The organism is Bradyrhizobium genosp. P, assembly GCF_049949265.1.
In the GTDB taxonomy this organism is placed as follows: Bacteria; Pseudomonadota; Alphaproteobacteria; order Rhizobiales; family Xanthobacteraceae; genus Bradyrhizobium.
Map to the genome: position 1 here is coordinate 7356667 of NZ_CP188195.1, position 24797 is coordinate 7381463.

A 24797-nucleotide genomic window follows, 5' to 3' on the forward strand; every position below is an offset into this window, starting at 1 on the left:
TTGCGGGGGAGGTCGCCGCGCGCAGCGTGGCGGGTGGGGGCTCTCTCCTCAGCGTGACTCGCTGAGGAGAGAGCCCCACCCCAGCCCTCCCCCGCAAGCGGGAGCGGGAGCGCAGTTTCCTCGCGGTTGTAATTCGACCTCATCTCATCGCGCGTTAGGCGCGACGCTCGCGCGTTGGCCACTTGCGGTGGACCATCTCCCGCCTGCGCCGCGCCGCGGCCTCGATCAGGCTCGCCGTGCAGTCGTTACAGACATAGGCGCATTCGTCCGTGAACAGGCCGACCCTCGCGTCGAAGCCGATCCCCGCGCCGTCGACAAGACCATCGATGACGCCGCCGCAGCACGAGCATTGGTGCTGCGGAGCCAACTCACGTTCCATGACGCGACCCTTTCGCTGTCGGCTGCTTTCCACGCGCTATATGCTATCGTATATATCGACCGTGACAAGGCAGGCGGGTGAACAATCCGTTCGGGTCTCGACCCGTCAGATCACGTAAAATCCATGCGTCCCGTCGCGCCGCAATTGTTCGACGAGGCCATACTCCCAGTCGAGATAGGCCTGCATCGCCGCCTCCGCGACCTCGGTGCCCTCATAGGGGCGCCGGTAGCGGTGCGCGGGATCGGGTTTGGGCAGGACTTGCGGCGGTCCGACGTCCAGCGGGCCGTAATAACCGCCATCCAGCACGTAAACGTCCCACCCCATCTGCGCGAGCCAGGAGCCCGTCATGTCGGCGCGGATGTTCCTGTCGTCGGTCAGCACGATACGGGCCCCGCGCACCGGAGCCGCCATGTCGATCTCCTGGACGAGCTGGCCACCGGCGTAATGGCGGAAGCCGGCAAGATGTCCGGACGCATACTCGTCCGCATCGCGCACATCGAAGCGGTAGAGCGTGCGATGCGTCTCCTTCTCCAGCAAAGCGAGCTCGCTGGTGCCGATGTGCCGGACACCGGCGCGATAGGCGACGTCGCGCGCGTTGTCCTCTGCCCCATCGAATGGTCCGATGTCGCCGCGCCTGCCGGCGCCGTGCTCGAGACCGTGTTTGGCCAGCGTCCAGCCGATCGTGCCGTTGCGCAACGCCCGCACCTTGTTGGCAGCCCCGCATTGATCAGCGATTGGGTCCCGATGATCGAGCGGGTGCGGCCGGCGCAGTTGACGATGATGGTAGTGTCAGGGTCGGGTGCCGCGCGGCCCGCGCGCAGCACCAGCTCGGCGCCGGGCACGCTGACCGAACCCGGGATGTTCATGGTGGCATATTCGTCGAAGCGGCGAACGTCGAGGATCGCGATATTGGCCTTCTCCGCGACCAGCGAGGCGACCTCGTCGGCGCTGAGGGACGGCGTGTGACGCCGCGCCTCCACCAGTTCGCCAAACGCCTTGGCGTAGGAATTGACGTCCTGGAACACCTCGTAGCCGGCCGACCGCCAGGCCTGCAGGCCGCCGGCCAGTGCGCGGATGTTGCTGTAGCCCAGTGCCTGCAATTGGTGCCTTGCGGCGTCAACCAGCCCTTCACCATCATCATAGAGAACGATCGGCGCATCCCTGCGCGGCAGCCGCAGATCGGCCTCGAGCGCAATCCTGCCGGCGGCCATGTTGACGGCAAACAGCGGATGGCCGGTGGCGAAATCAGCCTCATGCCTGAGATCAAGCAGCGAGATCTCCTGGCGCAGCAGCAGCGCCGAGCGGATGTCCTGGGGTGTCACGGTTGAAATCGTCACGGAATTCAGACCTTGGCGGAAACGACGGGCCTCCTCTATACCGAAACCGCGTCCCGTCAATGGCCCGCGAGCCGCCGCCTCGGCCCCTGCGCTGCATGCAGGTCCATGCCCTTCGGAATCACGGAACGAAACGCGCCGTACCGCTTTGCTCAATCGGGGCCGCTTGCTACCGTGCAGGCGGCCCCGTTGTGCCCGATCAAGCCTTCCGGACAAGAGAAGGCAGCGGGGCCATGCGTGAAGCCCGGGAGGAAGACCATGAGAACAGTCGTAAACGAACCGCTGTCGCGCCACGCCCTCGCCTTCGTGCTGGCCGGCGGACGCGGCAGCAGGCTGCAAGAGCTGACCGACCGGCGCGCCAAGCCTGCGGTCTATTTCGGCGGCAAATCCCGGATCATCGATTTCGCGCTCTCCAACGCGGTGAATTCGGGCATCCGCCGCATCGCGGTGGCGACCCAATACAAGGCCCACAGCCTGATCCGGCATCTGCAAGGCGGCTGGAATTTCTTCCGCCCGGAGCGGAACGAGAGTTTTGATATCCTGCCCGCGAGCCAGCGCGTCTCGGAGACGATGTGGTATGTCGGCACGGCGGATGCGGTCTATCAGAACATCGACATCATCGAGGCGCACGGCACCAAGTACATCCTGGTGCTCGCCGGCGACCACGTCTACAAGATGGACTATGAGATCATGCTGAAGCAGCATGTCGAGAGTGGCGCCGACGTCACCGTCGGCTGCCTGGAAATGCCGCGGGCGGAATCCAGCGGCTTCGGCATCATGCATATCGACGAGAGCGGCCTCATACAGTCCTTCCTGGAGAAGCCGGCTGATCCGCCGCCGATGCCGGGCAAACCGGACAAGTCGCTCGCCAGCATGGGTATCTATGTCTTCAATTCGGACTTCTTGTTCGACGAATTGCGCCGCGATGCCTCCGACCCGAACTCGGCGCACGATTTCGGCAAGGACATCATTCCCTACATCGTGAAGCACGGCCGCGCGATCGCGCATCAATTCAACGATTCCTGCGTCCGCTCGGGCGACGATCCCCGCGCCTATTGGCGGGATGCCGGCACCGTCGACGCCTATTGGGGCGCCAATCTCGATCTCACCGACGTCGTGCCGGAGCTCGACCTCTACGACCGCTCCTGGCCGATCTGGACCTATGCCGAGATCACGCCACCCGCCAAATTCGTCCATGACGAGGACGGGCGGCGCGGCCAGGCGGTGACGTCGCTGGTCTCGGGCGGCTGCATCATCTCCGGCGCGGCGCTGCGCCGCTCGCTGCTGTTCACAGGCGTCCACGTCAATTCATACGCCTATGTCGAGAATGCGGTGATCATGCCCTACGTCAATGTCGGCCGGGGCGCACGGCTCAAGAATGTCGTGATCGATCGCGGCGTGAAGATTCCGGAGGGCCTCGTGGTCGGAGAGGATCCCGAATTCGATGCCAAGCGATTCCGCACCACCGCGCAGGGAGTCACGCTGATCACGGAGCAGATGATCGACAGGCTCGGTGCATGACACCCATCAGCGTCCTTGCGGTCGCCTCCGAGATCTATCCGATCGTCAAGACCGGAGGCCTCGCCGACGTGGCCGGCGCTCTGCCGGCAGCACTGCAGGAGCACGACGTCGCGACGCGGACGCTGGTGCCGGGATATCCCGACGTCCTCAAGGCGCTTCCATCGGCCGAAACGCTGCTGGATGTGCCTGAATTTTACGGCGGCCCGATCCGCGTGCTCGGCGGTTCGCATGACGGCCTCGATCTCTACGCGCTCGACGCGCCGCATCTGTTCGCGCGCCCGGGCAACCCCTATGTCGGCCCCGACGGCCGGGACTGGCCGGACAACGGCATCCGCTTTGCCGCGCTCTCGCGCATGGCGGCCGAGATCGGCCAGGGTGCGATCCCCTCCTTCGTGCCCGACATCGTGCATGCGCACGACTGGCAGGCCGGGCTGGTGCCGGCCCATCTGCATTACAGCAATCGGCCGCGGCCCGGCACTGTGATGACGGTGCACAACCTCGCCTATCAGGGACAATTTTCGCCTGACATGCTCGCGAGCTTCGGACTGCCCGGAGAATCTTACGCGGTTGGCGGCGTCGAATATTACGGCACGATCAGCTTCTTGAAGGCCGGCCTGCAATTCGCCGACCGCATCACCACGGTGTCCCCGACCTATGCGCAGGAGATTCAGAGCGACGAAGGCGGCATGGGTCTCGGCGGCCTGCTGCGCGAACGCGCCGATGTGCAGAGCGGCATCCTCAACGGCATCGATATAGCGGTGTGGAATCCAGCCACCGATCCGAGCATTGCCGCGCATTTCAGCGCGGACCAGCCGGCGGCACGCGCGGCCAACAAGGCGGCGTTGCAACAGCGCTTCGGCCTCGATCCCGCGCCGGACGCACTCTTGCTCGGCGTGATCAGCCGGCTGTCATGGCAAAAGGGCCTCGATCTCCTGCTCGACAATGCCCCGACGCTGCTGAGCGAAGGCATCCAGTTGGCGCTGCTCGGAAGCGGCGATCGCGAACTTCAAGACCGCTATCAGGCGCTGGCTAATGCCAATCCCGGACGGATCTCGGTTGTGATCGGCTATGACGAGGCGTTGGCCCATCTGATCCAGGCAGGCTCCGATGCGCTCGCCGTGCCGTCGCGCTTCGAGCCCTGCGGCCTCACCCAGCTCTGCGCGCTGCGCTATGGCGCGGTCCCGATCGTCGCCAATGTCGGCGGCCTTGCCGACACGGTGCGCGATGTTGGCGAAGCCGCGGTCGCGGGCGGGGAGGCGACCGGCGTCAAGTTCGCACCCGTCACCTCGGATGCGCTCGCCCATGCGCTGCGCAAGGCGAACCTGTTGTTCAACGACCAGGTGACCTGGCGCCGGCTGCGGCAGGCCGGCATGGCAACCGACGTGTCCTGGCATAATCGTGCCGGCCAATATGCGGCCCTCTATCGCGAACTCATCGCGACGCGCCGGTAACGCGCGATCAGTGCAGCAGATCGCAGGCCGCGACGCGGTTGATGTCGGCCAGCCGCCGGTCGGTAGTTCCGCGCAGATCGAGACTGGCGACGAGATCGAGCAGACGGCCATAAGCGCGGTCGGCGACCGCGACCGGCAGCGGAGCTTCATCGAAAACCTCGATGTAGCTGCCGACGAGACCGCTCAGCAGCCGGCACACGGCCCGCTGTTCGGGGTCGTCGCTGCTCAAGCTCTCAAGTTTTTGCTGGAAGGTTTTGAAGGTCCGCAGCCCGTGGTGCTGTTGCGAAAGCCACGTATGCAAATCGGACGGCAGTAAGTCAGTCATGTCAGCCTCTTCAAATCGGAGAAGAAGCTACGGGCTTATACAGCCGATCAGGATGCCGCGCCATCACAATTTTTCGCATCCCACCTCCCGCGTTTGCGCAGCCGGTGTCATCGCATTGGCATGCATTGCGGTTATAGTCGCGCGAGCGTCGGAAGGATCTTGTAGCGCGCTATCTCGTGCGGATACTCGCCGCGATTGGCGAGCAGCACGATGCCGAGCTTCCGCGCCGGCACCAGACCGACATAGGCTGACGCGTTGTTGAGACCACCGGGCTTGTCGACGACGGTGACGCCGTCGAGGCGCACAGTCTCCCACGCCATGCCCTGCCCGAACCTGTTGTCGACGCGGAAGCTCTCGCGCTCGGTCATCTCCAACGCCGCGCGCAGATCCGGATCGATCACCGCGCCGTCGAGACAGGCGCGGAGGAAAATGCCGAGATCGCGGGCCGAGGAGAACATCTGGCCGGTGCCTGCGAAGTCGTAGTAGCTCTGCTGGTTGCCCGGCGGACCGATCGGCACGCCCTGATCGGAATAGCCCTGAGCCACAAGCTGCATTAGCGCGGGCGTCATCACCGCGCGATTGTCCTCGCCGCGATCCGGAATGTACGTCGACGCCATGCCGAGCGGCTTGAGGATGCGGCTTTCGATCAGCGCGCCGATCGCCATGCCGTAGCGCCGCTCCAGCACGAACTGCAACAGCACGTAGCCGGCGTGGGTGTAGATGCGCTGCTTGCCGGGCTCTTCTCCGGCATGCGGGGTCCATGCATTGAGCATCGCGATGAACTGGTCACGGTCAAAAGTTTCGCTCGGCCAGGGCGGATGATCGGGCGGCAGCAGCAACCCCGATGTATGCGTGACGAGATCGCCGATGGTGACGCGGCTGATGTAGTCGCCACGCAGTTCGGGCAGATATTTGCTGACGGGATCATCCAGCCGCAATTCGCCGCGGCCCGCGCCGAGTGCGACCAGCGTGGCTTCGAATATCTTCCGCAGTGATGCGAGGTTGAACAGCGTGTCCGGCGTCACCGGCCGTTTGGCGGCAGCGTCGGCGAAGCCGTAATTAAAGAATGCGAGGCGGCCGCCGGCATAGACGGCTGCAGCAAGGCCGCCCGGATCGGCCGCAGTCGCGGTCGGCGCGAGGTCGGCGTTCACGATGTCCCTGATGTGCGCATCCATGTCGGAATCACCCAGCGCGCCCGGAGCCACAACAAGGAGAGGCACGATCAGAACCCAGAACAGCAATTTCATGGAAGCCGTCGTGCAGATTCAAAGAGACGCGTGCGGGGAGCCTTACGCACGCCCCGGCGGGTTTGATGTTACCGCACAACCGGTGCATCCGATCTCACGATTGCGCGCACCGCGCCATTTCGAACACATGCCGGGGCGAACACATGCGCGGAAAGAGGCGGCGCAACCACTGTTCCGGTGATCACCAGCCACGGTGCTGGAACTCCGTATCCGCATCGGCGAAAACGGCGCTCCGGTCTCGAACGGCGGCTTGCGAATCTGCCGCGGATCGAGACAGTCAGGAAGATTTCTGACTAGCAACAGTTCGTCAATCGAAGGTTGCGGCGGTCTCCGGGATTCGACCGAAAACCGTCGCGTTACCGGGTTCCACAATCTCTGGTTCCCGCATCAAGCCACGACGTTTGGCCTTCAATCAGCGCGGGTTAACCGATCACCAGCTCAGTGAAACGTCGCGAGCGGCGCGACAACCTGCCTCGCCGTCCAGGCCGCATATAAGATTACCTGCACCCCATGCGGGGCCGCTACGCGGTGCGCAATCGAGCAACCGACTGCGGCAGCGATGCCAGCAGCAGCACGACGCAGACGCAAAGCAGCACGATATCCTTGAAGACGAACTCGCCGGCCAGGTTCCAGGCCATCGGATCGGTCGACAGGCTCCATTTCACGACACCGGGTGTCGTAAAGAAGAACGACCACGTGATTGCGAAGGTCACCACGCCCATCAACGAGCCGACCGCCGACAGAATCGGGCCGAACGCGCCGGCCGCGAGCAGCGCGGCGATGGTGAACTCGACCACACCGAGGACATAGGCCTCGCCTCTGAGGCCGAACACCGACAGCCACGAGATGAACGGACTGTTACTGATGAACTGGACGATGCCCTGCGCCGACTGCAACGTGAATTTCTGCATGCCGAACGAGACGAAGATAACGACCATGACCCATCGCAGGATTGCGAGCATGCGATAGGATCCCCCGCCCTCTTCGGCGACGTTGAACGACATTTTCATGCGGATGTTTTTCCTGATTGCGATTGGCCTGAGCCGACGTGCGGCCGGATTCGAACAGGTCTACGCAGCGCGCCGCGCCGTCGTTACGGGCGAGACACGGTCGCCCGGTTCACGATGACGTGGGGACGAAGTGACGAATGCGGTCGGCTGAACGCCGCGTCGGCTCAGGCGCGCTGGCGCTGCCCCTTCGCGGCGTCCTTGGCCGGCAGCGGCATGGTGAAGCCGTACAGGAACAGATCCACCACCATGTCGGCGAATTCCTTGGGATCGACTCCGCCCTTCGGGTCATACCAAGTGTGGCTGAAGTTCAGGATGCCGAACAGCATCATGCTGTAGATCTTCCTGGTCCGCTTGACGATCTTGCCTTCCTTGTCGAGCCGGATCAGGAGGTCGGCAACCACGTCGACCAATTGGCGCTCCAGCGCCTTGATGGCGTCCTGCTCGGTCTCACCGAGGAACGACAAATCGTTCAGGATCACGCGCTGCTCGTCGCTGGAGCGCGCGTTGAGTTCGACGATGGCATGGATCGCGGCGCGGAACTGCTCCAGCGTCGTCGTCTTGCTGGCCATCGCGGCCTCGACGTCCGCGATCATCTCGCGGATATGCGCATCGAGGATCGCGAACAGGATCGCCTCCTTGGATTCGAAATAGTGGTACAGCGCGCCGCGTGAGAGCTTGCAGGCGTCGGCGAGGTCCGAGATCGACGCACGCATGTAGCCCTGCCGGGCGAACAGGCCGCAGGCCGAGGCGAGAATGCCGCGCTGAATGTCGTCGTAATTTTCCGAGCGCGTCCGCGCCATCACCGTCTCTCTTGTCCACCATCGGCGTCGCCGCGATCGGGCGACTCCCGTGTCTCTATACTACCGCCGCCCCTCGCACTCCCGCGCTTTGCGGTGCCATCCACCAGAACCTCATGCAACACAGCCACGCCCCTGACCGAACCTTCTCTCGAACCTTCTCTCGAACCTTCTCTCGAACCTTCTCTCGAACCTTCTCTCGAACGTTCTGTCGCACCTCGGGCCTGCAGCAAAAAATAATTTGAACGGCCGTTCGGATTATATTAGGGTAGCGGCCGTCAAGCAAGCAGATGCGCGCACGCCGGGACCAACCGGCGGCATCGAGGGAGGTTGTCTCGTGGATGTTCAGAAGGTCGATGCTTTCGTAATCGGAGCCGGCGCCGGCGGGCTGTGCGCGGCAGCGCGCCTCGCCCATGGCGGCCTGCACACGCTCGTGGTCGACGACAAGGACCGGCTCGGCGGGCGTGCCTCGACCGAAGAGATCGACGGCTTCAAGGTCAATATCGGCGCGATCGCGATCGAGTTCGGCGGCGTGTTCGAGGAGACGTTCCACACCGTGGGCGCCCCGCTCGATATCCGCGCCCCGGAGCCTGCGAGCTCCTTCTTCATCGACGGCAAGCTGATCGACGTTGGCCGCGGCGGCTGGTCGTTGCTGCTGGGACAGCTGACCAAGCAGGCCTCGCGCATCCTGGAGAAATTCGCCGACGCGCGCTCCGGCAATCTGCCGGATGGACGGCAATCGACCGAAGACTGGCTGAAGGGCTACACCAGCAACGCCACCGTGCACGCGCTGTTCCGCAATCTCTGCGCCGCGATCTTCGCCTGCAACGCCGCCGAGCTGCCCGCCCGCGCCTTCCTCACCTATTTCACCAGCAAGGGCGCCTTCAAGAAATTCGGCTTCTGCCCGCAGGGCACGATCGGCGTCTGGAACAGCCTTGGGAGCGCGATTCGCCGCAATGGCGACATCTGGCTCGTCACGCCGGCCGCAACGATCCATACCACGGGCGGACGTGTCGAAGGCGTCACCGTCATCAGGAATGGGGAGCGGGTGCGGATCGACACCGATCTCGTCATCAGCAATGCCGGCCCGAAGGCCACCCTTGCGCTCGCCGGCGAAGCGGCTTTTCCGGCTGAATACGTCGCCCGGGTCCGGAACGAGCTGCGCCCCGCCGCCAACATCGTCATCAATGTCGCGAGCCGCGAGCCGCTGATCAACCATCCCGGCATCGTGACTTTCGGCAAAACGCGCCGGCTCTGCAACATGGCGAACCTCACCGCGACCTGTCCGGAGCTCGCTCCATCGGGCTGGCATCTCTATGTCGCCTATGCCGTGCCGGTCCCCGCGCTTGGTGACTTCGATTCGGAGGCCGAGGTCGAACTCGCGCTTGCCGACTTGCGCGACCAGTTCAAGAATTTCGACCAGGCCAAAATCCTGTCGATCCGCGTGATGCGCGACGACTGGCCGGCGCAACGGAGCTGCGCCGGCTACGATCTGCCGCGGGAAACCGGCATCGAAGGCCTCTGGTGCGTCGGCGACGCCGTCAAGCAATATGGCAATGGCGGCACGCAGGCCTGCGCCGAGACCGCGAAGATCGTCACCGATGCGATCTTCGCCGCTCGCCCGCGCATGCCGCAGGCCGGCCGGGTCTGAGCGAGATGCCGACGACGATCCCGACCGAGAGATCTACCGGCGCGCCACAGGCGGCGCCGGCGGCGGACAGTCTGCTCGAATTCCGCAACATCCGAATCGTCTACGACAATGCGATCGAGGCGATCCGCGACGTCTCGATCGCTGTCCCCAAGGGCGGCATCGTCGCCCTGCTCGGCTCCAACGGTGCCGGCAAGTCGACGCTGCTGAAGGCGATGTCCGGCATCCTCTATACCGAGGAAGGCGTGATCGAGAACGGCAGCATCCGCTTCCGTGGCGACGACGTGCACCACCTGGCGCCGGAAGAGCTGGTCCGCCGCGGTATCGTCCAGGTGCCGGAGGGTCGGCGCGTGTTCGCCGCGCTGACCATCGACGAGAACCTGCAGATGGGCGGGTACACCAGGACCAATGCGGACGCACGCCAACGCCGCGACAAGGTGTTTGCGCTATTTCCGCGGCTCCACGAGCGGCGCGACCAGATCGCCGGCTACATGTCCGGCGGCGAGCAGCAGATGCTCGCGATTGGGCGCGCTCTGATGACCGACCCCACTCTGCTCGCGCTCGACGAGCCGTCGCTCGGGTTGGCGCCGCTGATCATCGACCGCATCTATGAGGTGATCGCTCGTCTGCGCGACGAGCTGAAGATGACGGTGCTGCTGGTCGAGCAGAACGCGCAGCGCGCGCTCGACATCGCCGACTACGGCTACATCCTGGAGATCGGCCGCGTGGTGCTCGACGGTCCGTCGAACAAGCTCACCGCCAATGAGGACGTCCAGGAATTCTATCTCGGTGTCTCCCGCGCGGGGCACAAGAACCTGCGCGACGTCAAGCATTACAAGCGCCGCAAGCGGTGGCTGTCGTGACCGCTCTCCTCACCGTCGAGAACCTCAGTAAGCGCTTCGGCGGCCTGCAGGCGGTCGCCGACGTCAGCCTCAACGTCACGCGGGGCGAGATCTGCAGCGTGATCGGGCCGAACGGCGCCGGCAAGACCACCCTGTTCAATATGATGTCCGGCGTGCTGCGGCCAAGCGGCGGCCGTATCGTGTTCGACGGCATCGATCTTGCGACCATCTCGCCATGGCGATTTGCCGCGATCGGCATCGGACGGACCTTCCAGAATCTTGCGCTGTTCAAGCACGGCACCGTGGTCGAAAACATCCTGACCGGCCGCCACACCCATTTGCGCTCCACCGTGCTCGATGCCGTGGTGTTCTTCGGCCGCACCCGCCGCGAGGAAATTGCGGCACGACAGCGCGTCGAGCACATCATCGAGTTCCTCGAGATCGAGCATGTCAGGGACGCCGTGGTCGGCACGCTCTCTTACGGGCAGCAGAAGCGCGTCGAGCTCGCGCGCGCGCTCGCTTGCGAACCGAAATTGCTGCTGCTCGACGAGATGGTCTCCGGCATGAACCAGGAGGAGACCGAGGATATCGCGCGCTTCGTGCTCGACATCCGCGACGAGCTCGGCATCACCGTGCTGATGATCGAGCACGAGATGCGCATCGTGATGGACATCTCCGACCGCATCCATGTGCTGAATTTCGGCCGCAAGATCGCAGAGGGCACGCCTGAGGAAATCAGGCGCGATCCCGCCGTCGCGGAGGCCTATCTCGGCGGGCACCGCGCCGAGGCTGCAGCGAAGGCAGGCGCCTGATGTCGACGCTCGACAGCCTGCGAACAGCGCATCCGCCGCTACAAGCGAACGCCGCACGCAACGCACCAGCGACCGATACGGCTGCGTTCCAGACCGCCCTACAGGACGCCGCCATCACCATTCCGCAATTGCTGCAGCGGCGCGCCGCGATGCATGGTGACGCCCCGGCGCTGCGCGAGAAGGAGTACGGCATCTGGAATCCGTATTCCTGGCGCCACTACTACGAGACCGCGCGCGCGGTTGCGCTGGGCCTGCTGTCGCTCGGCATCAAGCCGGGCGACCGCGTCGCCATCGCAGGCGAGAACACGCCGGAGTGGTTTTACGCCGATCTCGGCATCCAGATGATCGGCGCGGTGGCGGTCGGCATCTATCCGACCAATCCCTGGGTCGAGCTGCAATATATCGTCAAGCATTCGGGCGCCCGAATCGTCGTCACCGGCGACCAGGAGCAGACCGACAAGGTGCTGGACGCAATGGCCAACAATGGCGGCCTCCCGGATCTCGAGGCCATCGTCTGCATCGACATGAAGGGACTGCGGCACTATCGCCAGTCGCAACTGATGTCATTCGAGGCGCTGTGCGAGCGCGGCAAGGTCTACGCGCAAGAGAATCCGGAGGCGAACGCGGCGCTGGACCGCTTGATCAGCCAAAGCGCGCCCGACGACGTCTGCATCCTCGTCTACACCTCCGGCACGACAGGCCCGCCGAAGGGCGCGATGCTGACCCACCGCAACCTGGTCTATGCGGCCTATGTCTACGCCAAAACCGTCGGCATTGCCGACAAGCCATTCGAGGCGGTGAGTTACCTGCCGTCGTGCCACGTCGCCGAACGCTGCTACGGCATGGTGACGCACCTCGTGCTGGGCGGCACCGTGAGCTTTGCCGAATCGATCGACACCGTCGCGCTCAACATCCGCGAGATCGCGCCGAGCTTCTTCGTCGGCGTGCCCCGCATCTACGAGAAGCTGCAGCAGGGCTTTCTGTTCAAGCTCGGCGAAAGCGGCAGGCTGCGACAGAGTTTTACAAAGGCCTGCCTCGCCTGGGGCCGCAAATTGTCCGACCGCCGGCAAGCGGGCAACGACCACTGGCTCGATCGCGCGGCCTACGGACTGCTCTATCTCCTGATGTTCCGCAATTTGCAGCGCCATCTCGGCTTCGCCTACAGCCGGCATCGCCTCTGCGCCGGCGCGTCGATCTCGCCGGAGACGTTGCGCTTCTTCGACATCATCGGCCGCCCGGTGTCGCAGGGCTATGGTCTGACCGAGAGCGGCGGCGTCGCCTTCATTCAGACCGGGAGCCATCACCGGATCGGCTGCTGCGGGCTGCCGCTGCCGCAGACCGAATGGAAGTGCGATGCCGACGGCGAGATCCTGTTGCGCAATCCCGGCATCTTCAAGGGCTACTTCCTCGACCAGACCGCCTCGACCGCTTCGCTCGAACCTGGCGGCTGGCTGCGCACCGGCGATATCATCGAGGTATCAGATAATGGCGAGATCGCCGTGGTCGACCGCAAGAAGGCGATCATCATCACCGCCGGCGGCAAGAACATCGCACCTTCGGAGATCGAGAACGCGCTGAAGGATTCCGAATTCATCAAGGAAGCGATCGTGGTCGGCGAAGCCAAGAAATATCTCGGCGCCATCATCCAGGTCGACTACGACAATGTCGGCCGCTGGGCCCGCGACCGCGCACTGGCCTACACCAACTACAAGTCGCTGTCGCAGCTTCCCGACGTGCATGAGCTGGTCCAGCGCATCGTCGACGAAACCAACACGCGCTTCGCGCGGGTGGAGAACATCAGGCGCTTCGCCATTCTCGAAAAGGAGCTCGACCACGACGACGGCGAACTGACCGCCACGCAGAAGGTCCGCCGCGCCATGATCGAGAAGAAGTTCGCGCGCGAACTCGCCATCATCTACCGGGAGGGCTGAATGCAATATCTCCTGCAGCTCCTGATCTCGGGCCTGGCGATCGGCGCCATCTACGGCCTGATCGCGATGGGTTTTGCCGTGATCTACAAGTCGACCGGGCTGGTCAATTTCGCGCAAGGCGAGATGACCATGATCACCGCCTATATCGCCTGGACCATCTCGACGATGGTCAGCGGCAACGTATTTGTGGTCGCGATCGGCGCGATCCTGGCCGCAATCCTGCTCGGTCTTATCATCGAGCGTGTCGTGATGCGGCCGATGCTGGGTGAGCCGGTGTTTGCGACCGTGATGGTCACGATCGGGCTCGCGGTGATCCTGCGCTCCGCGATCAACTTCATCTGGGACGCCTATCCGCACGGTCTCGATATCGGCATCGGCGGCGGCATCGTCCATCTCGGCGGAATCAGCGTGCGCACCGCCCAGATCGGTGTCATCGCGACACTGCTGGCGCTGCTGGCGGCGATCTGGGCGTTCTTCCGCTACAGCAAGATGGGTGTGGCGATGCGCGCTGTCGCGGCCGACGACCGCACCGCGCTGTTGATGGGCATCAGCGCCACCAGGGTCCATGCACTGGCGTGGGCTGCGTCCTCCGTCATCGCCGGCATCGGCGGTGTATTCTTCGCGCTGTCCTATGATTTGTCGCCGGCCATGTTCCAGCTCGGGCTGAAGGCGTTTCCTGCGACGATCCTCGGCGGCCTCGACGCCGTGCTCGGCTCCGGCCTTGGCGGCCTCCTGATCGGCATCACCGAGAACCTCGCCGGCGGCTATCTCGGCTCCGGCATGAAGGAGGTCGCGGGCTTCGTCATGATCATCGTCGTGTTGATGATCCGCCCGTTCGGCATTTTCGGCGAACGTGACATCGAGAGGGTCTGATGCGCACCGGCGATTACAAGCAGACCTATGGCGAACTGGTCGCGCTGGTCGATTCACCGCCGGTCTGGCTGTGGTCGGCTGTACTGGTGCTGGCGCTGATCGCAGCGCCGCATCTGTTGAACTCCTACGCATTGTCGTTCCTGACCATCATCCTGATCACGGCGACCGGTGCGCTCGGCCTCAACATCCTGACCGGCTACACCGGGCTCATTTCGCTCGGTCATGTCGGCTTCCTCGTCACGGGGGCCTATGCCTATGCGATCCTGGTGTCCAAATACCACATGCATCCGTTGATCGGCTTCCTGGGCGCCGGGGTGGTGCCGGCGCTCGCCAGCCTGATCGTCGGCGCGCCGTCGCTGCGGCTCAAGGGGCTTTATCTCGCCATCACGACGCTGGCGTTCTCGTTCATCATCAACAATTTGATCCTGGAGATGCGCTGGCTCACCAATGGTGCCCGCGGCCTGCAGGTGGCGCGGCCGGAGATTTTTGGCATCAGCTTCGATAGCGACGCCGCCTTCATTTATCTCTGCCTCGGCGTGGCCGTGCTGACGCTGTTGGCCACCCTCAACATCCGCCGCAGCCGGGTCGGCCGCGCCTTCGTCGCCATCCGAGACAACGACACCGCGGCCCGTGTCATGGGCATCAATCTGCACGCCTACAAGCTGTTCGCCTTCGCGACGTGCGCCTTCATCACCGGCATCGCCGGCGCGCTCTACGGCATCTATTTGTCGTTTGTCAGCGTCGAAGGCTTTCCGTTCCTGCTCTCGATCGAGGCGCTGGCAATCCTGATCGTCGGCGGTCTCGGCTCTGCGCTCGGGGCCCTTCTCGGCACCGTGCTGATCGTGCTGTTGCCGGAGGCTGTCAGGCTCGTCCTCGGCCTGTTCAGCGCCCAGATGGACGCGGTCTTCACGACCGGCGCGCAGGAGCTGAAGAGCATGCTCTACGGCCTCGTCATTATCCTTTTCCTGCGCTTCCAGCCACGCGGGCTGGTCGGCGCATGGCACGACATCAAGCGGACCTGGGTGCACTGGCCGCTGCGCTACTAACGAAAAAGCACATTAAGAGGAGGAAACCATGATCAAACACTTTGCGGCAGCCTCGCTATTGATTTCCGCTATCTGTCTCGGCATCGGTCCGGCGAGAGCCGCGGATCCAGCGATCACCGACACCGAGATCCTGATCGGCGACGTCGAGCCCTTGACTGGACCGCCGGCGTTGCTCGGCGTCGCCGCCTCGCTCGGTCACAGAATCGCCATCGCGGAGGCCAATGCCGCCGGCGGCATCAACGGCCGCAAGATCAAATATGTGCTCGAAGACGACGGATACATCACCGCGCGGACCATTCAGGGCGTCAAGAAGGTGATCGACGTCGACAAGGTCTTCGCCATGCTCGGCATCTCAGGCTCGGGCCAGTCGATCGCGGTGATGCCGGTGCTGGAGAAGGCGGGGATTCCCACCGTGATCGACGTCGCGCCGGTCAAGTTCCTCTGGGAGCCGCCGCGCAAGAACGTGTTCGTGGTCGGGCAATCCTACGAGGAAGGCATCATCCATCTCGTCGAATATCTCGCCGACAAGAACCCCGGCAAGAAATGGGGCCTGATCACCCAGGACGACGACTATGGCATCACCGTCCGCGACGGTTTCGATACCGTGGTCAAGGCGAAGAAGCTGAACGTCGTCTACAGCGGCAATTACAAAAAGGGCCAGCAGGATTTCTCGTCCGACATGCTGCAGCTCAAGGAGTCCGGCGCCGAGGTATTTCTCGCAGGCGGCATCATCGCCGAGAACATCGCGATGATGAAGGAGATCGAGAAGCTCGGCGTCAAGCCGGTGACCGGCATCTTCTGGCCGGGCCGCATCGAGCCGGTGCTGAAGCTGATGGGCCCGGCGGGTGACGGCATTTACGCCGTCGACTATGTCGAGCCGTTCGCGAGCGCCGCCGGCAAGGCGTTCCTCGAAAAAGCCAAGCCGCTGCTGTCGGAGGCCGAGTTCAAGGGCATCAACCGCTACACCATGACCGGCTATGCCGCAGCGAAGGTATTGATCGCCGCGATCGGGCGCTGCGGTAAAGAACCGACCTGGGCCTGCACCATCTCCGAGCTGGAGAAGACCGGGAACGTCGAGACCGGCGTGATGGCACCGATCAGCTTCGGTCCGGGCGTCCGCTTCTCGAACCAGAAGCTGCAGATCATGCAGGCTGACGCGGCGACGCCGAGCTTCAGGCCGGTGAACTAGCGAAGCGAGTTCCAACGGCTTCGGCCACCTCTCCCCGTTGGGAAGAGGTGAACCACCTAAGCCGCGCCAGCTCAACCTGATCTCATCGAGGGCAGGCGCGTTCAAATCATCTCCCGCAGCAGCGCGACCAGACGGCCGCACTCGTCGTCGGTACCGACGGTGATGCGTAGGAAATCTGCGATCCGTGACTTGTTGAAATGCCGCACCAGCACGCCGAGTTCGCGAAGTCGGGTGGCAAGATCGCCGCCACTATGGCTGCGATGGCGTGCGAAGACAAAGTTCGCGGCGGATGGAAGCACTTCGAAGTCCAATTCAGTGAGGTCACGGGTGAGCGATTCGCGCGTCGTCATGACGCGTCGGCGCGTCTCCTGAAACCATTCATTGTCGTTGATGGCGGCGATCGCGCCGGCGATGGCAAGGCAACCAAGCGGATACGAATTGAAGCTGTCCTTTACTCGTTCCAGCGCCTCGATAAGGGGTCGCTGGCCGATGGCGAAGCCAACGCGCAGCCCGGCCAGGGCCCGCGACTTCGACAGTGTCTGGATGACCAGCAGGTTGTCGTGGCGTGCAACCAGCGATACGGCGCTCTCGGCACCAAAATCGACATAAGCCTCGTCGATCACCACCACTTGATCAGGATGTTCGGTCAGCAGCGCTTCGATCGAATCGCGGGAAAGCGCGATCCCGGTCGGGGCGTTCGGATTGGGCAGAATGATAGCTCCGCAGGGCCGCCGGAAGTCGGCGATCTGCACCCGCATCGCCGCGTCAAGCGGCACCTCCTCATAGCTGACGCCATACAGGCCGCAATAGACGGGATAGAAGCTGTAGGTGATGTCGGGGAATAGCAGCGGGGCATCATGCTTCAGCAGAGCCTGGAAGGTATGGGCTAGAACCTCGTCGGAGCCATTGCCGACGAACACCTCCTCAGGCGCGACATCGTAGCGGTCCGCAATCGCCTCCCGCAGGCTCGACGCGTGCGGATCTGGATAGAGCCGCAGACGGTCCGTCGCGGCAGCGATCGCAGCCAGCACGCGCGGCGACGGGGCGTAGGGATTCTCGTTGGTATTGAGCTTGACGATGCCATCGCGCTTTGGCTGCTCGCCAGGCACGTAGGGCGACAGATTGTGAACGACCGAACTCCAGAAGCGACTCATGATCTCTGATCCAGGGGGTGGATCGGATCACACTAGGGCATGCCGCGCGCACGCGAAAGCCCGCCTGCGATGCCCCTCACATCCGCTTCGCCACCTCCTCCAGCATGACCTCGGTGGCGCCGCCGCCGATGGTCAGCACGCGTGCGTCGCGCACCATGCGCTCGATCGGGGTGCCGCGCATGAAGCCGCTGCCGCCATGCAGTTGCAGGCAGCCATGCACGACCTCGTGTAGCACCTCCGGCGACAGCGCCTTCACCATCGAGACCTCGCGCAGGCACTCCTGTCCGGCTTCTGCCAGTTCGGCGGCGTGATAGGCGAGTTGCCGCGCCGCTGCCGCCTTCGCGGCAAGCTGGGCGAGCTTCAGCCGCACCGCCTGCTGGTTCCAGAGCGGACCTCCGAAGGCCTGCCGCGTCTTGACATAATTCGTCGTCAGCTCGATCGCCTTGGCGCACTCGCCGGCGCAGATGCCGCCGATGACGATGCGCTCGTTCTGGAAGGTTTCCATGATGCCATAGAAACCCTTGTTCTCCTCGCCAAGCAGGTTCTCGGCCGGCACGCGCACGTCCTGGAAGGCGATCTCGGCGGTGTCGGAGCAGAGCCAGCCATGCTTGTCGAGTTTTGTGACCGCGATGCCGGGCGTGTTGCGCTCGACGATGAACAGCGAAATGCCGCGGCTGCCCTTGGCATGCGGATCGGTGCGCGCGGCGACGATCAGAAGGTCACCATAGACAGCGTTGGTGATGAACATTTTTGCGCCGTTGATCACCCAGCTATCGCCATCGCGCGTCGCGCGCGTCCTCAGGCCTGCAACATCGGAACCCGCGTCAGGCTCGGTCACCGCGATCGAGCAGACGGTCTCGCCACGAATGATCGCCGGCAAATATTTCCGCTTCTGCTCCGGTGTGCCGCGTAGCGTGATGTGTACCGCCGACATATCGGTATGCACGAGGATCGACGAGGTGAAGCCACCGAAGCTCGACCGGCCCAGTTCCTCGGCGAACAGCATCGAGGCCAGCGGCCCCATGTCGGTGCCGCCATATTCGGCGGCATGGCGCATGCCGAGCAGACCCAGCGCGCCCATGCGGCGAAAAATGTCGCGCGGTATCTTGCCCTCGCGTTCCCACGCTTCGCCATGCGGCACCACTTCCTTCTCGACGAAGCGGCGGACCTGCTCGCGCAGTATGCGCAGTTCCTCAGGCAGGTTGGGCTGCTCCGAGAAATGGAATTCGGCTTCGATCAACTGGCGCGGGTCGTTGGCAGAATCGTTCATCTCAGCCGCCAATCCCCATGCCGCCGGAGACACCGAGCGTCTCGCCGGTGATATAGGCGGCCTGGTCGGATGCCAGGAATCGCGCGGCAGCCGCCACTTCCTCGGGCTCGCCGAGGCGGCCGAGCAGCGTCGCATCCGTCATCGCGCGCAGGATCTTGTCGCCACCTTTCGCCACCGCCTGCTCCAGCATCGGGGTGCGGATCGGCCCCGGCGCGATCGCGTTCGCGGTGATGCCGAAGCGCGCATTCTCGCGCGCGATGCTTTTCGTGAAGGCGATCACGCCGCCCTTGGCCGCAGAATAGACCGAACCGCCCTTCGAACCAAGCCGCGCCGCTTCTGAGGTGATGTTGATGATGCGGCCGAACCGCGCCGCCTGCATCGCCGGCAGAACGGCCTGGGTGCATGCCAGCACCGAGGTGAGATTGACCGCGATCAGCCGCGCCCAATCATGCGCGGTGGTGTCGGTGAAGAAAGCGTGCTGGTCGATTCCGGCGTTGTTGACGAGGATGTCGAACGGGCCGTCCTGCGCGATGACGGCCTGCACTGCCTTGACGTCGCTGACATCAAGTCCTGCGATGCCGGCGTTGATCTCTTGGGCGAGTTCCGAGGCTGCCGCAACGTCGAGATCGGCGATCACGACCTTGGCGCCAGCGCCCGTAAAACTTCGCGCAATCGCCGCCCCAATGCCGCGCGCGCCGCCGGAGACGAAGGCACGGCGGCCATCGAGACGCCCGAATGGCAAGGCGCCGGCCACGCCTCAGCGTCCCGTGAAGATCGGTTTACGCCGCTCGATCACAGCGGCGAGGCCCTCGCGGGCGTCAGCCGTGCCTGACAATTCGGACACCGTGCGCGCCTCCTCCGACAGGCATTGCTCGATGCTGGTGCCGGTACCGGCCCAGACCAGCCGCTTGGTCGCCGCCAGCGCCTTCGGCGCACCGGCCGCCAGTTCACGCGCCAGCGCCAGCGAGGCGTCGGCGAGTTCGTTGTCCGGCACGACCTTGGTCACGATGCCCATCTGCAGCGCCTCGGCGGCCAGAATGACCGGATTGGTCAGCAGGATCGACATGGCGCGCCGCAAGCCGACCAGCCGCGACAGCGTGACGGAGACCCCGGCATCCGGCGCCATCGCGACCCGCGTTGCACCTGCAAGGAATTTCGCCGACTCCGCGGCGATCACGATATCGGAGGCACAGACGAGGCCGAACCCGCCGCCGCCAGCGGCAAAGCCCTGCACCGACGTAATCACGGGCGCCTCCAGCCGCATCAGGCCCGTCACCGCGTTCTGCAGGTAAGCGGTCGCCTGGCGAATATAGTCCGGCAGCTTCTCGCCCTTGGACGCGAAAGCGCGGACGTCGCCGCCGGCGCAGAAGTTGGCGCCCTCGCCGCTCAGCAGCACTACGCGCAAGTCGGGATGGCCGTGGCAGACCATGATGGCGTCGCACAGCGCACTCAACAGCTCGGCGCTCATGCCGTTGGCCGCATCCGGCCGGTTCAGCCGCAACTGCGCGATGCCATCGGCGATGTCGAGCAGAACGGGTCTCTTGTCGATCATGGCGAGACCTTTCCTAAACCAGGAATGATAGCGTGTAGATCGCCTTGTCGTTGTTGACGAGGACGACCTTCTTGTAGGCGATCCGCAATTCGCCATCGACATGGCGCAACCGGTATTTGTTGCGCGCGGCCCACAGCGTGTCGTCGCGAAGGCTCGATTCGAAGATCAGGCTGTTGCTGGCGACCACGATGTCGCCGTCATCAGGCTGCTGGTCCATCAATTCGATGTTGGAGACGAGCCGGCGCAGGTTCGATTGCGGCGTCTGGGTGAAGTGCTTGCCGGTCAGGAGTTGCCGGACGCGCAGCGCGATCCGCGAGCGGTTGTCATAGATAATCGACATCTGCCGCTCCGGGTCGATGTCCGCGCCATTGGCCGGCACCCAGTAGACGCCGTCGTCGGTCCAGAGCTTTTCCCAGGCCTCGTACTGATGCTCGTCCTGCAGCCGCGCCTCGCGATAGAGGAAGGCGGTGACGGCGCTCATCAACGTGGCGCTGCTTTCGCGCGACAGCATCAGGCTGGCCCCATCAGCTTGCGGTAATGGCGCCAGATGCCGCGCGACGGCACCTCATCAGTGACATGGCCGATCGTGAAGCCGAGTTCGTCCCGGCGCTCGCGCTTCTCGCCGCGCCCGAGGAATATCCATTCGGGATTGCGCGCCTGCACGCCTCGGTGGCAGCGCTCATACATCTCGGAATCGTCGGCAAGCAGGAAGCCGGCCGGGCCGACCGAGCCCATGGTCTGCTGGCGCAAGCGCCGGTTCAGGTCCGGCGCGCCCTTGAATTGCAGCGCGGTGACATGCTGCACGCTGTCGTCCACGCCGAGCGGCTGGATCACGAACATCTGGATCTCGGCGATGAACAGGTTCGGGAAGATCATCACATGCGGCGTGCCGTCGATCATGATTTCGCGCGCCGCCGTGTCGCCATAGGCCGCCCTCATCCGCGCCGTGTAATCCGGCAGGCGCTCCTCACTGGTGCCGAACCAGCTCATCGGCGCGTTGCGCTTGCGGAATTCGGGACGCAGGTCGATCTCGGTATGGCCGTTGCCATAGTCGCGGGTCAGCGCGGTCGAGGCGCCGCCATAGAGCTTGCCGATCATGCTGTCGGCGACGCCGAAGATCGAGGTGTGCACGAAGGCCGGATGGTAGCCGTCGCACTCGTTCTCCAGGATAAACTTCCAGTTCGCCTTGACGCGATGCTTGAGGAAGCCCGCGGTAACCTCGACCTCGCCTTCCGGCGAGCTGCGCACCAGCCGATCGATGGTCTCGGCGGCGCCGCCGAGATGCTCCTTCAGCGTCGGCCCGTCGGCTGCGAACGAACCGAACACGAAGCCGCGATAGGTTTCGACACGCGTCACCCGCCCGAGCGCGAGCTTGGATCTATCCTGCCCCTCATAGCCATCGGGGAAGGCATAGCCGACCAGGCGGCCGTCATTGGCAAACGTCCAGGAGTGGAACGGACAGGTGAAGGAGCGTGCATTGCCGCGCTCGTAGGAGCAGACTTGGTTGCCGCGATGCGAGCAGCGGTTGAGCAGCAAATTGACCTTGCCCTGCTCGTCACGCGTCATGATGATGGATTGCGGCCCGATCGACTTGACGACGTAATCGTTGGCGTTGGGCACCTCGCTCTCGTGCCCGACATAGACCCAAGTCCGGTACCAGATGCTCTTGAGTTCAGCCTCGAAGATCGCGGGATCGGTGTAGAGCGAGCCGTGCACCCGGTCGGGCCGGATCAGTTCATTCCATTGCGACATACGCGGCACGACGTTCATCGCTTGACCTCCCACGGCTCGCCGGTCTCCCCGGGGCCGCCTTGTCCGGCGCTCCTTCGGGAAGCGAACTGAATAATAATCCGACCGACCGTTCGAATTATAACGGGCGGTGGTTGGCTCTGCAAGGCTATTTGTGGCCCGACGAGCCAAAGATCGGGAAAGCGCCTGTACGGCGAGCGCGCCCTCATCAGGATGAGGCGCCATGACGTGGCCGCCCAATCTCACCAAGTTCCATCATGTGTTGAATCCCGGCAACACCATCCGACAAAATGCGCGACGAGACAGATTGCGGCATCCGGAATCACGACTGTGCCGCATCACGGTTCAATCCTGCGTGTGGGTGGGTCGCGAACACACAGTATTGGGGAAAGTCTTCATGCAGCAGGAACCGTTGGGCGCGGGGAGCGCGGAGCCGTCTGGATATGTTTTCTATTTCCAATTTGCCAGCAATGGCACCAGACGCGCGTGCAGTCTCACGATCCAGGCGGATAGCGCCAATGAGGCCGCGAAGATTTTTCGCGAGAACTGGATCACGATCGAAGAGATGGCGCGCGAGGGCGTGAGCACGGGGACGATCGACTCGGCGACCGTCGTGCTGGCCGCCAATTGACGCGCGCGTGGGCCGGCAAGGCCGGCGCGCTCTGAGCGATCGCGATCTGCGACCGTTTGCCGCGCCGACGCGTCATCGAAAGCCGTGACCACCATCGTGGTGCTGTCAACCGGCACTAAGTACCGTCCGCGCATGCGTCGCGACGATGGGGACTCGGACGGCGCAGCATGGCGCGTCGCGTCTTAGAGAGATTCAAGTCCACTGCGGTTCTTTTCGTCAGCGGCGGCTGCTAGAGGCCGCGTGGTGAATGAACTCGCTGAGTGGACGCAAGACGTGACTGTAAATGCTGATGACCGGCCGGTCGGAAACCATCGCAACCCCGCCGACAAGAGCCGCACCCATCTGCTGATCGGCGCGGCAATCCTGTTCGCCGATGTCTCTTCGGTGACGAGCGCGAGCGCGCAATCGAGCGTCGCACTGCCGCCCGTCACGGTGGAATCGCCGACGAAAAAGCGCCAGCCCGCGAGCGCCGCGGCCAGATCGGAGCGACGGACGCAAGCGGCTGCCACGGCCCGCCAGCGCAACCGGAATGCCCAGCCGGCGCAACCGACACCATCGGAGCGCGCCGCCGCGGCAGCCGCCGTGCTGAACGAGGCCAAGCTCGGCTATCGCGCGATGCCGAGCTCGACGACGCTGCGCAGCGGCGCCTCGCCGCTCGATACCTCGCGATCGGTCAACGTCGTGCCCGAGCAGGTGCTGAAGGATCAGCTGCCGCGCAACCTCGACGACGCGCTGATCAATATCAGCGGCATCACCCAGACCAACACGCTGGCCGGCACCCTGGACGCCGTCATCCGCCGCGGCTTCGGCGACAATCGCGACGGCTCAATCATGCGCAACGGCATGCCGTTGGTGCAGGGGCGCAGCCTCAATCCGGCCGTCGAAAGTGTCGAGGTGCTGAAGGGCCCGGCGTCGCTGCTCTACGGCATCATGGATCCCGGCGGCATCGTCAACACCATCAGCAAGCGCCCCGAGCTCTATCAGCACGGCTCGGTCAACCTGCTCGGCTCGAGTTTCGCCGGTCCCAGGACCGGTGCGGACGGCACGGTCGACGTCACAGGCCCGATCGGCAACAACGGCCTCGCCTATCGCTTCATCGGCTACGGCGTGAGCGAGGACTATTGGCGCAATTTCGGGCGCCACCGCGAAATGCTGGTCGCGCCGTCGCTGGCCTGGTACGGCGAGACCACGACCGTTCAGCTCAACTACGAGCATCGCGAGTTCATCACGCCCTTCGATCGCGGCACCGCCTTCGATCCCGTCACCAAGGCACCGCTGGCGATCCCGGCGATGCGCCGGCTCGACGAGCCCTTCAACAACATGTGGGGAACCTCCGACCTGATGCAGGCATAAGCTATACGCAGTCGCTGAAGCCGAGCTCGACCATCGCGCCGCTTACCGGCGGCGTCGTGATCAGCTCCAACATCGCCCCCGAAGAGGGCACCCAGTACGAGACCGGCGTCAAGTTCGACTTCAACAAGCGCCTCTCCGGCACGCTCGCGGTCTACGACATCGACAAGAAGAACGTGCTGGTCGGGCAGCTCAACCAAATAACAAACATCGTCGAATACCGCACCGCCGGCAAGGTCCGCTCGCACGGCGTCGAGCTCGACGTCACCGGCAGGCTGACGGACAATTGGAGCATGATCGGCAGCTACGGCTACACCGACGCACGCGTGATCGAGGATCCGACGCTGGCCGGCAAGGCGCTGCAGAACGTCGCGCTCAACACCGCCTCGCTCTATCTGGTCTACGATTTCGGCACGGCCCTGCCCGGCCGGCTCCGTCTCGGCGGCGGCGCGCGCTATGTCGGCGACCGGCCCGGTGACGCCAACAACAGCTTCGTGCTGCCGTCCTACACGGTCGCGGACGTCTTTGCGACCTACGAGACGAAATACGAGACGCTGCCCGTCATCTACCAGTTCAACGTCAAGAACCTGTTCGACACCGTCTACTACCCCTCCGCCGTCAGCAACCTCACCGTTGCGATGGGCGACGCGCGGCGCTTCTCGCTCTCGGCAACGGTGAAGTTCTAG

21 protein-coding genes and 2 pseudogenes are annotated in these 24797 nt (G+C 64.2%); 11 read left to right on the plus strand and 12 right to left on the minus strand.

From position 1 onward, the window contains the following. Positions 1-154 precede the first annotated feature (154 nt). Positions 155-379, minus strand: coding sequence for a hypothetical protein (locus ACP2YO_RS35340; RefSeq protein ID WP_426435713.1), 225 nt, complete (start codon positions 377-379; stop codon positions 155-157). Positions 380-484: 105 nt separating this feature from the next. Next, positions 485-1716 (minus strand): annotated as a pseudogene (locus ACP2YO_RS35345) (rhodanese-like domain-containing protein). A gap of 255 nt (positions 1717-1971) precedes the next feature. Here ACP2YO_RS35345 and glgC point away from each other — a divergent pair. Beyond that, positions 1972-3234, plus strand: a complete 1263-nt coding sequence (gene glgC / locus ACP2YO_RS35350) for a glucose-1-phosphate adenylyltransferase (RefSeq protein WP_426435714.1) — start codon at positions 1972-1974, stop codon at positions 3232-3234. Next, positions 3231-4685 (plus strand): glycogen synthase GlgA, encoded by a 1455-nt coding sequence (gene glgA, locus ACP2YO_RS35355; RefSeq protein WP_426435715.1) that lies wholly within the window; start codon positions 3231-3233, stop codon positions 4683-4685. Before glgC ends, glgA begins: the two co-directional genes overlap by 4 nt. A 7-nt stretch (positions 4686-4692) precedes the next feature. Here glgA and ACP2YO_RS35360 read toward each other — a convergent pair whose 3' ends face one another. The 4 genes from ACP2YO_RS35360 to ACP2YO_RS35375 form a co-directional block, all read right to left on the minus strand. After that, a complete protein-coding gene (locus ACP2YO_RS35360) occupies positions 4693-5010 on the minus strand; it encodes a hypothetical protein (protein ID WP_426435716.1) in 318 nt (105 codons plus the stop codon). A gap of 131 nt (positions 5011-5141) precedes the next feature. After that, positions 5142-6257: a serine hydrolase gene (locus ACP2YO_RS35365; protein WP_426435717.1), complete on the minus strand. Its 1116-nt coding sequence runs from the start codon at positions 6255-6257 to the stop codon at positions 5142-5144. 521 nt (positions 6258-6778) lie between these two features. Next, positions 6779-7267 carry a DUF417 family protein gene (locus tag ACP2YO_RS35370; protein WP_426435718.1) on the minus strand — a complete coding sequence of 163 codons (489 nt, stop codon included), beginning with the start codon at positions 7265-7267 and terminating at the stop codon, positions 6779-6781. Positions 7268-7431: 164 nt separating this feature from the next. Then, the gene (locus ACP2YO_RS35375) at positions 7432-8067 is read right to left on the minus strand and encodes a TetR family transcriptional regulator (protein ID WP_426435719.1); all 636 of its coding nucleotides are present in this window, start codon (positions 8065-8067) and stop codon (positions 7432-7434) included. A gap of 334 nt (positions 8068-8401) precedes the next feature. Here ACP2YO_RS35375 and ACP2YO_RS35380 point away from each other — a divergent pair, with 334 nt between their 5' ends. From ACP2YO_RS35380 to ACP2YO_RS35410, 7 genes are read left to right on the plus strand one after another with little or no spacing between them, the layout of a single operon-like run. Next, the gene (locus tag ACP2YO_RS35380) at positions 8402-9715 is read left to right on the plus strand and encodes a phytoene desaturase family protein (RefSeq protein WP_426435720.1); all 1314 of its coding nucleotides are present in this window, start codon (positions 8402-8404) and stop codon (positions 9713-9715) included. A gap of 5 nt (positions 9716-9720) precedes the next feature. Further along, positions 9721-10575: an ABC transporter ATP-binding protein gene (locus tag ACP2YO_RS35385; protein WP_426435721.1), complete on the plus strand. Its 855-nt coding sequence runs from the start codon at positions 9721-9723 to the stop codon at positions 10573-10575. After that, positions 10572-11366, plus strand: a complete 795-nt coding sequence (locus ACP2YO_RS35390) for an ABC transporter ATP-binding protein (protein ID WP_426435722.1) — start codon at positions 10572-10574, stop codon at positions 11364-11366. Before ACP2YO_RS35385 ends, ACP2YO_RS35390 begins: the two co-directional genes overlap by 4 nt. Continuing rightward, a complete protein-coding gene (locus ACP2YO_RS35395) occupies positions 11366-13297 on the plus strand; it encodes an AMP-dependent synthetase/ligase (protein ID WP_426435723.1) in 1932 nt (643 codons plus the stop codon). Before ACP2YO_RS35390 ends, ACP2YO_RS35395 begins: the two co-directional genes overlap by 1 nt. Continuing rightward, a complete protein-coding gene (locus ACP2YO_RS35400) occupies positions 13298-14170 on the plus strand; it encodes a branched-chain amino acid ABC transporter permease (protein WP_426435724.1) in 873 nt (290 codons plus the stop codon). Continuing rightward, positions 14170-15216: a branched-chain amino acid ABC transporter permease gene (locus ACP2YO_RS35405; protein WP_426435725.1), complete on the plus strand. Its 1047-nt coding sequence runs from the start codon at positions 14170-14172 to the stop codon at positions 15214-15216. The genes ACP2YO_RS35400 and ACP2YO_RS35405 overlap by 1 nt, the downstream gene beginning before the upstream one ends. 28 nt (positions 15217-15244) lie before the next feature. Then, complete coding sequence (locus ACP2YO_RS35410; RefSeq protein ID WP_426435726.1) at positions 15245-16405, plus strand: ABC transporter substrate-binding protein; 1161 nt, start codon at positions 15245-15247, stop codon at positions 16403-16405. Between the two features lie 101 nt (positions 16406-16506). Here the strand turns inward: ACP2YO_RS35410 and hisC are convergent, their stop codons facing one another. From hisC to ACP2YO_RS35440, 6 genes are all read right to left on the minus strand, one after another. Next, positions 16507-17559, minus strand: coding sequence for a histidinol-phosphate transaminase (hisC, locus tag ACP2YO_RS35415; protein WP_426435727.1), 1053 nt, complete (start codon positions 17557-17559; stop codon positions 16507-16509). Positions 17560-17635: 76 nt separating this feature from the next. After that, positions 17636-18829: an acyl-CoA dehydrogenase family protein gene (locus ACP2YO_RS35420; protein ID WP_426435728.1), complete on the minus strand. Its 1194-nt coding sequence runs from the start codon at positions 18827-18829 to the stop codon at positions 17636-17638. 1 nt (position 18830) lies between these two features. Then, positions 18831-19583 (minus strand): SDR family NAD(P)-dependent oxidoreductase, encoded by a 753-nt coding sequence (locus ACP2YO_RS35425; RefSeq protein WP_426435729.1) that lies wholly within the window; start codon positions 19581-19583, stop codon positions 18831-18833. A 3-nt stretch (positions 19584-19586) separates the two neighbouring features. Beyond that, positions 19587-20381, minus strand: coding sequence for an enoyl-CoA hydratase/isomerase family protein (locus tag ACP2YO_RS35430; protein ID WP_426435730.1), 795 nt, complete (start codon positions 20379-20381; stop codon positions 19587-19589). A 13-nt stretch (positions 20382-20394) separates the two neighbouring features. Continuing rightward, entirely contained in the window at positions 20395-20892 is a 498-nt protein-coding gene (locus ACP2YO_RS35435; protein WP_426435731.1) for an aromatic-ring-hydroxylating dioxygenase subunit beta, read from the minus strand. Then, complete coding sequence (locus ACP2YO_RS35440) at positions 20892-22151, minus strand: aromatic ring-hydroxylating oxygenase subunit alpha (RefSeq protein WP_426435732.1); 1260 nt, start codon at positions 22149-22151, stop codon at positions 20892-20894. The genes ACP2YO_RS35435 and ACP2YO_RS35440 overlap by 1 nt, the downstream gene beginning before the upstream one ends. Positions 22152-22353: 202 nt before the next feature. On the opposite strand from ACP2YO_RS35440, the gene ACP2YO_RS35445 reads away from it, so the two are divergent. Together ACP2YO_RS35445 and ACP2YO_RS35450 are read left to right on the plus strand one after the other, a co-directional pair. Next, positions 22354-22761 (plus strand): hypothetical protein, encoded by a 408-nt coding sequence (locus ACP2YO_RS35445; protein WP_426435733.1) that lies wholly within the window; start codon positions 22354-22356, stop codon positions 22759-22761. A gap of 360 nt (positions 22762-23121) precedes the next feature. Continuing rightward, positions 23122-24797 (plus strand): annotated as a pseudogene (locus tag ACP2YO_RS35450) (TonB-dependent siderophore receptor).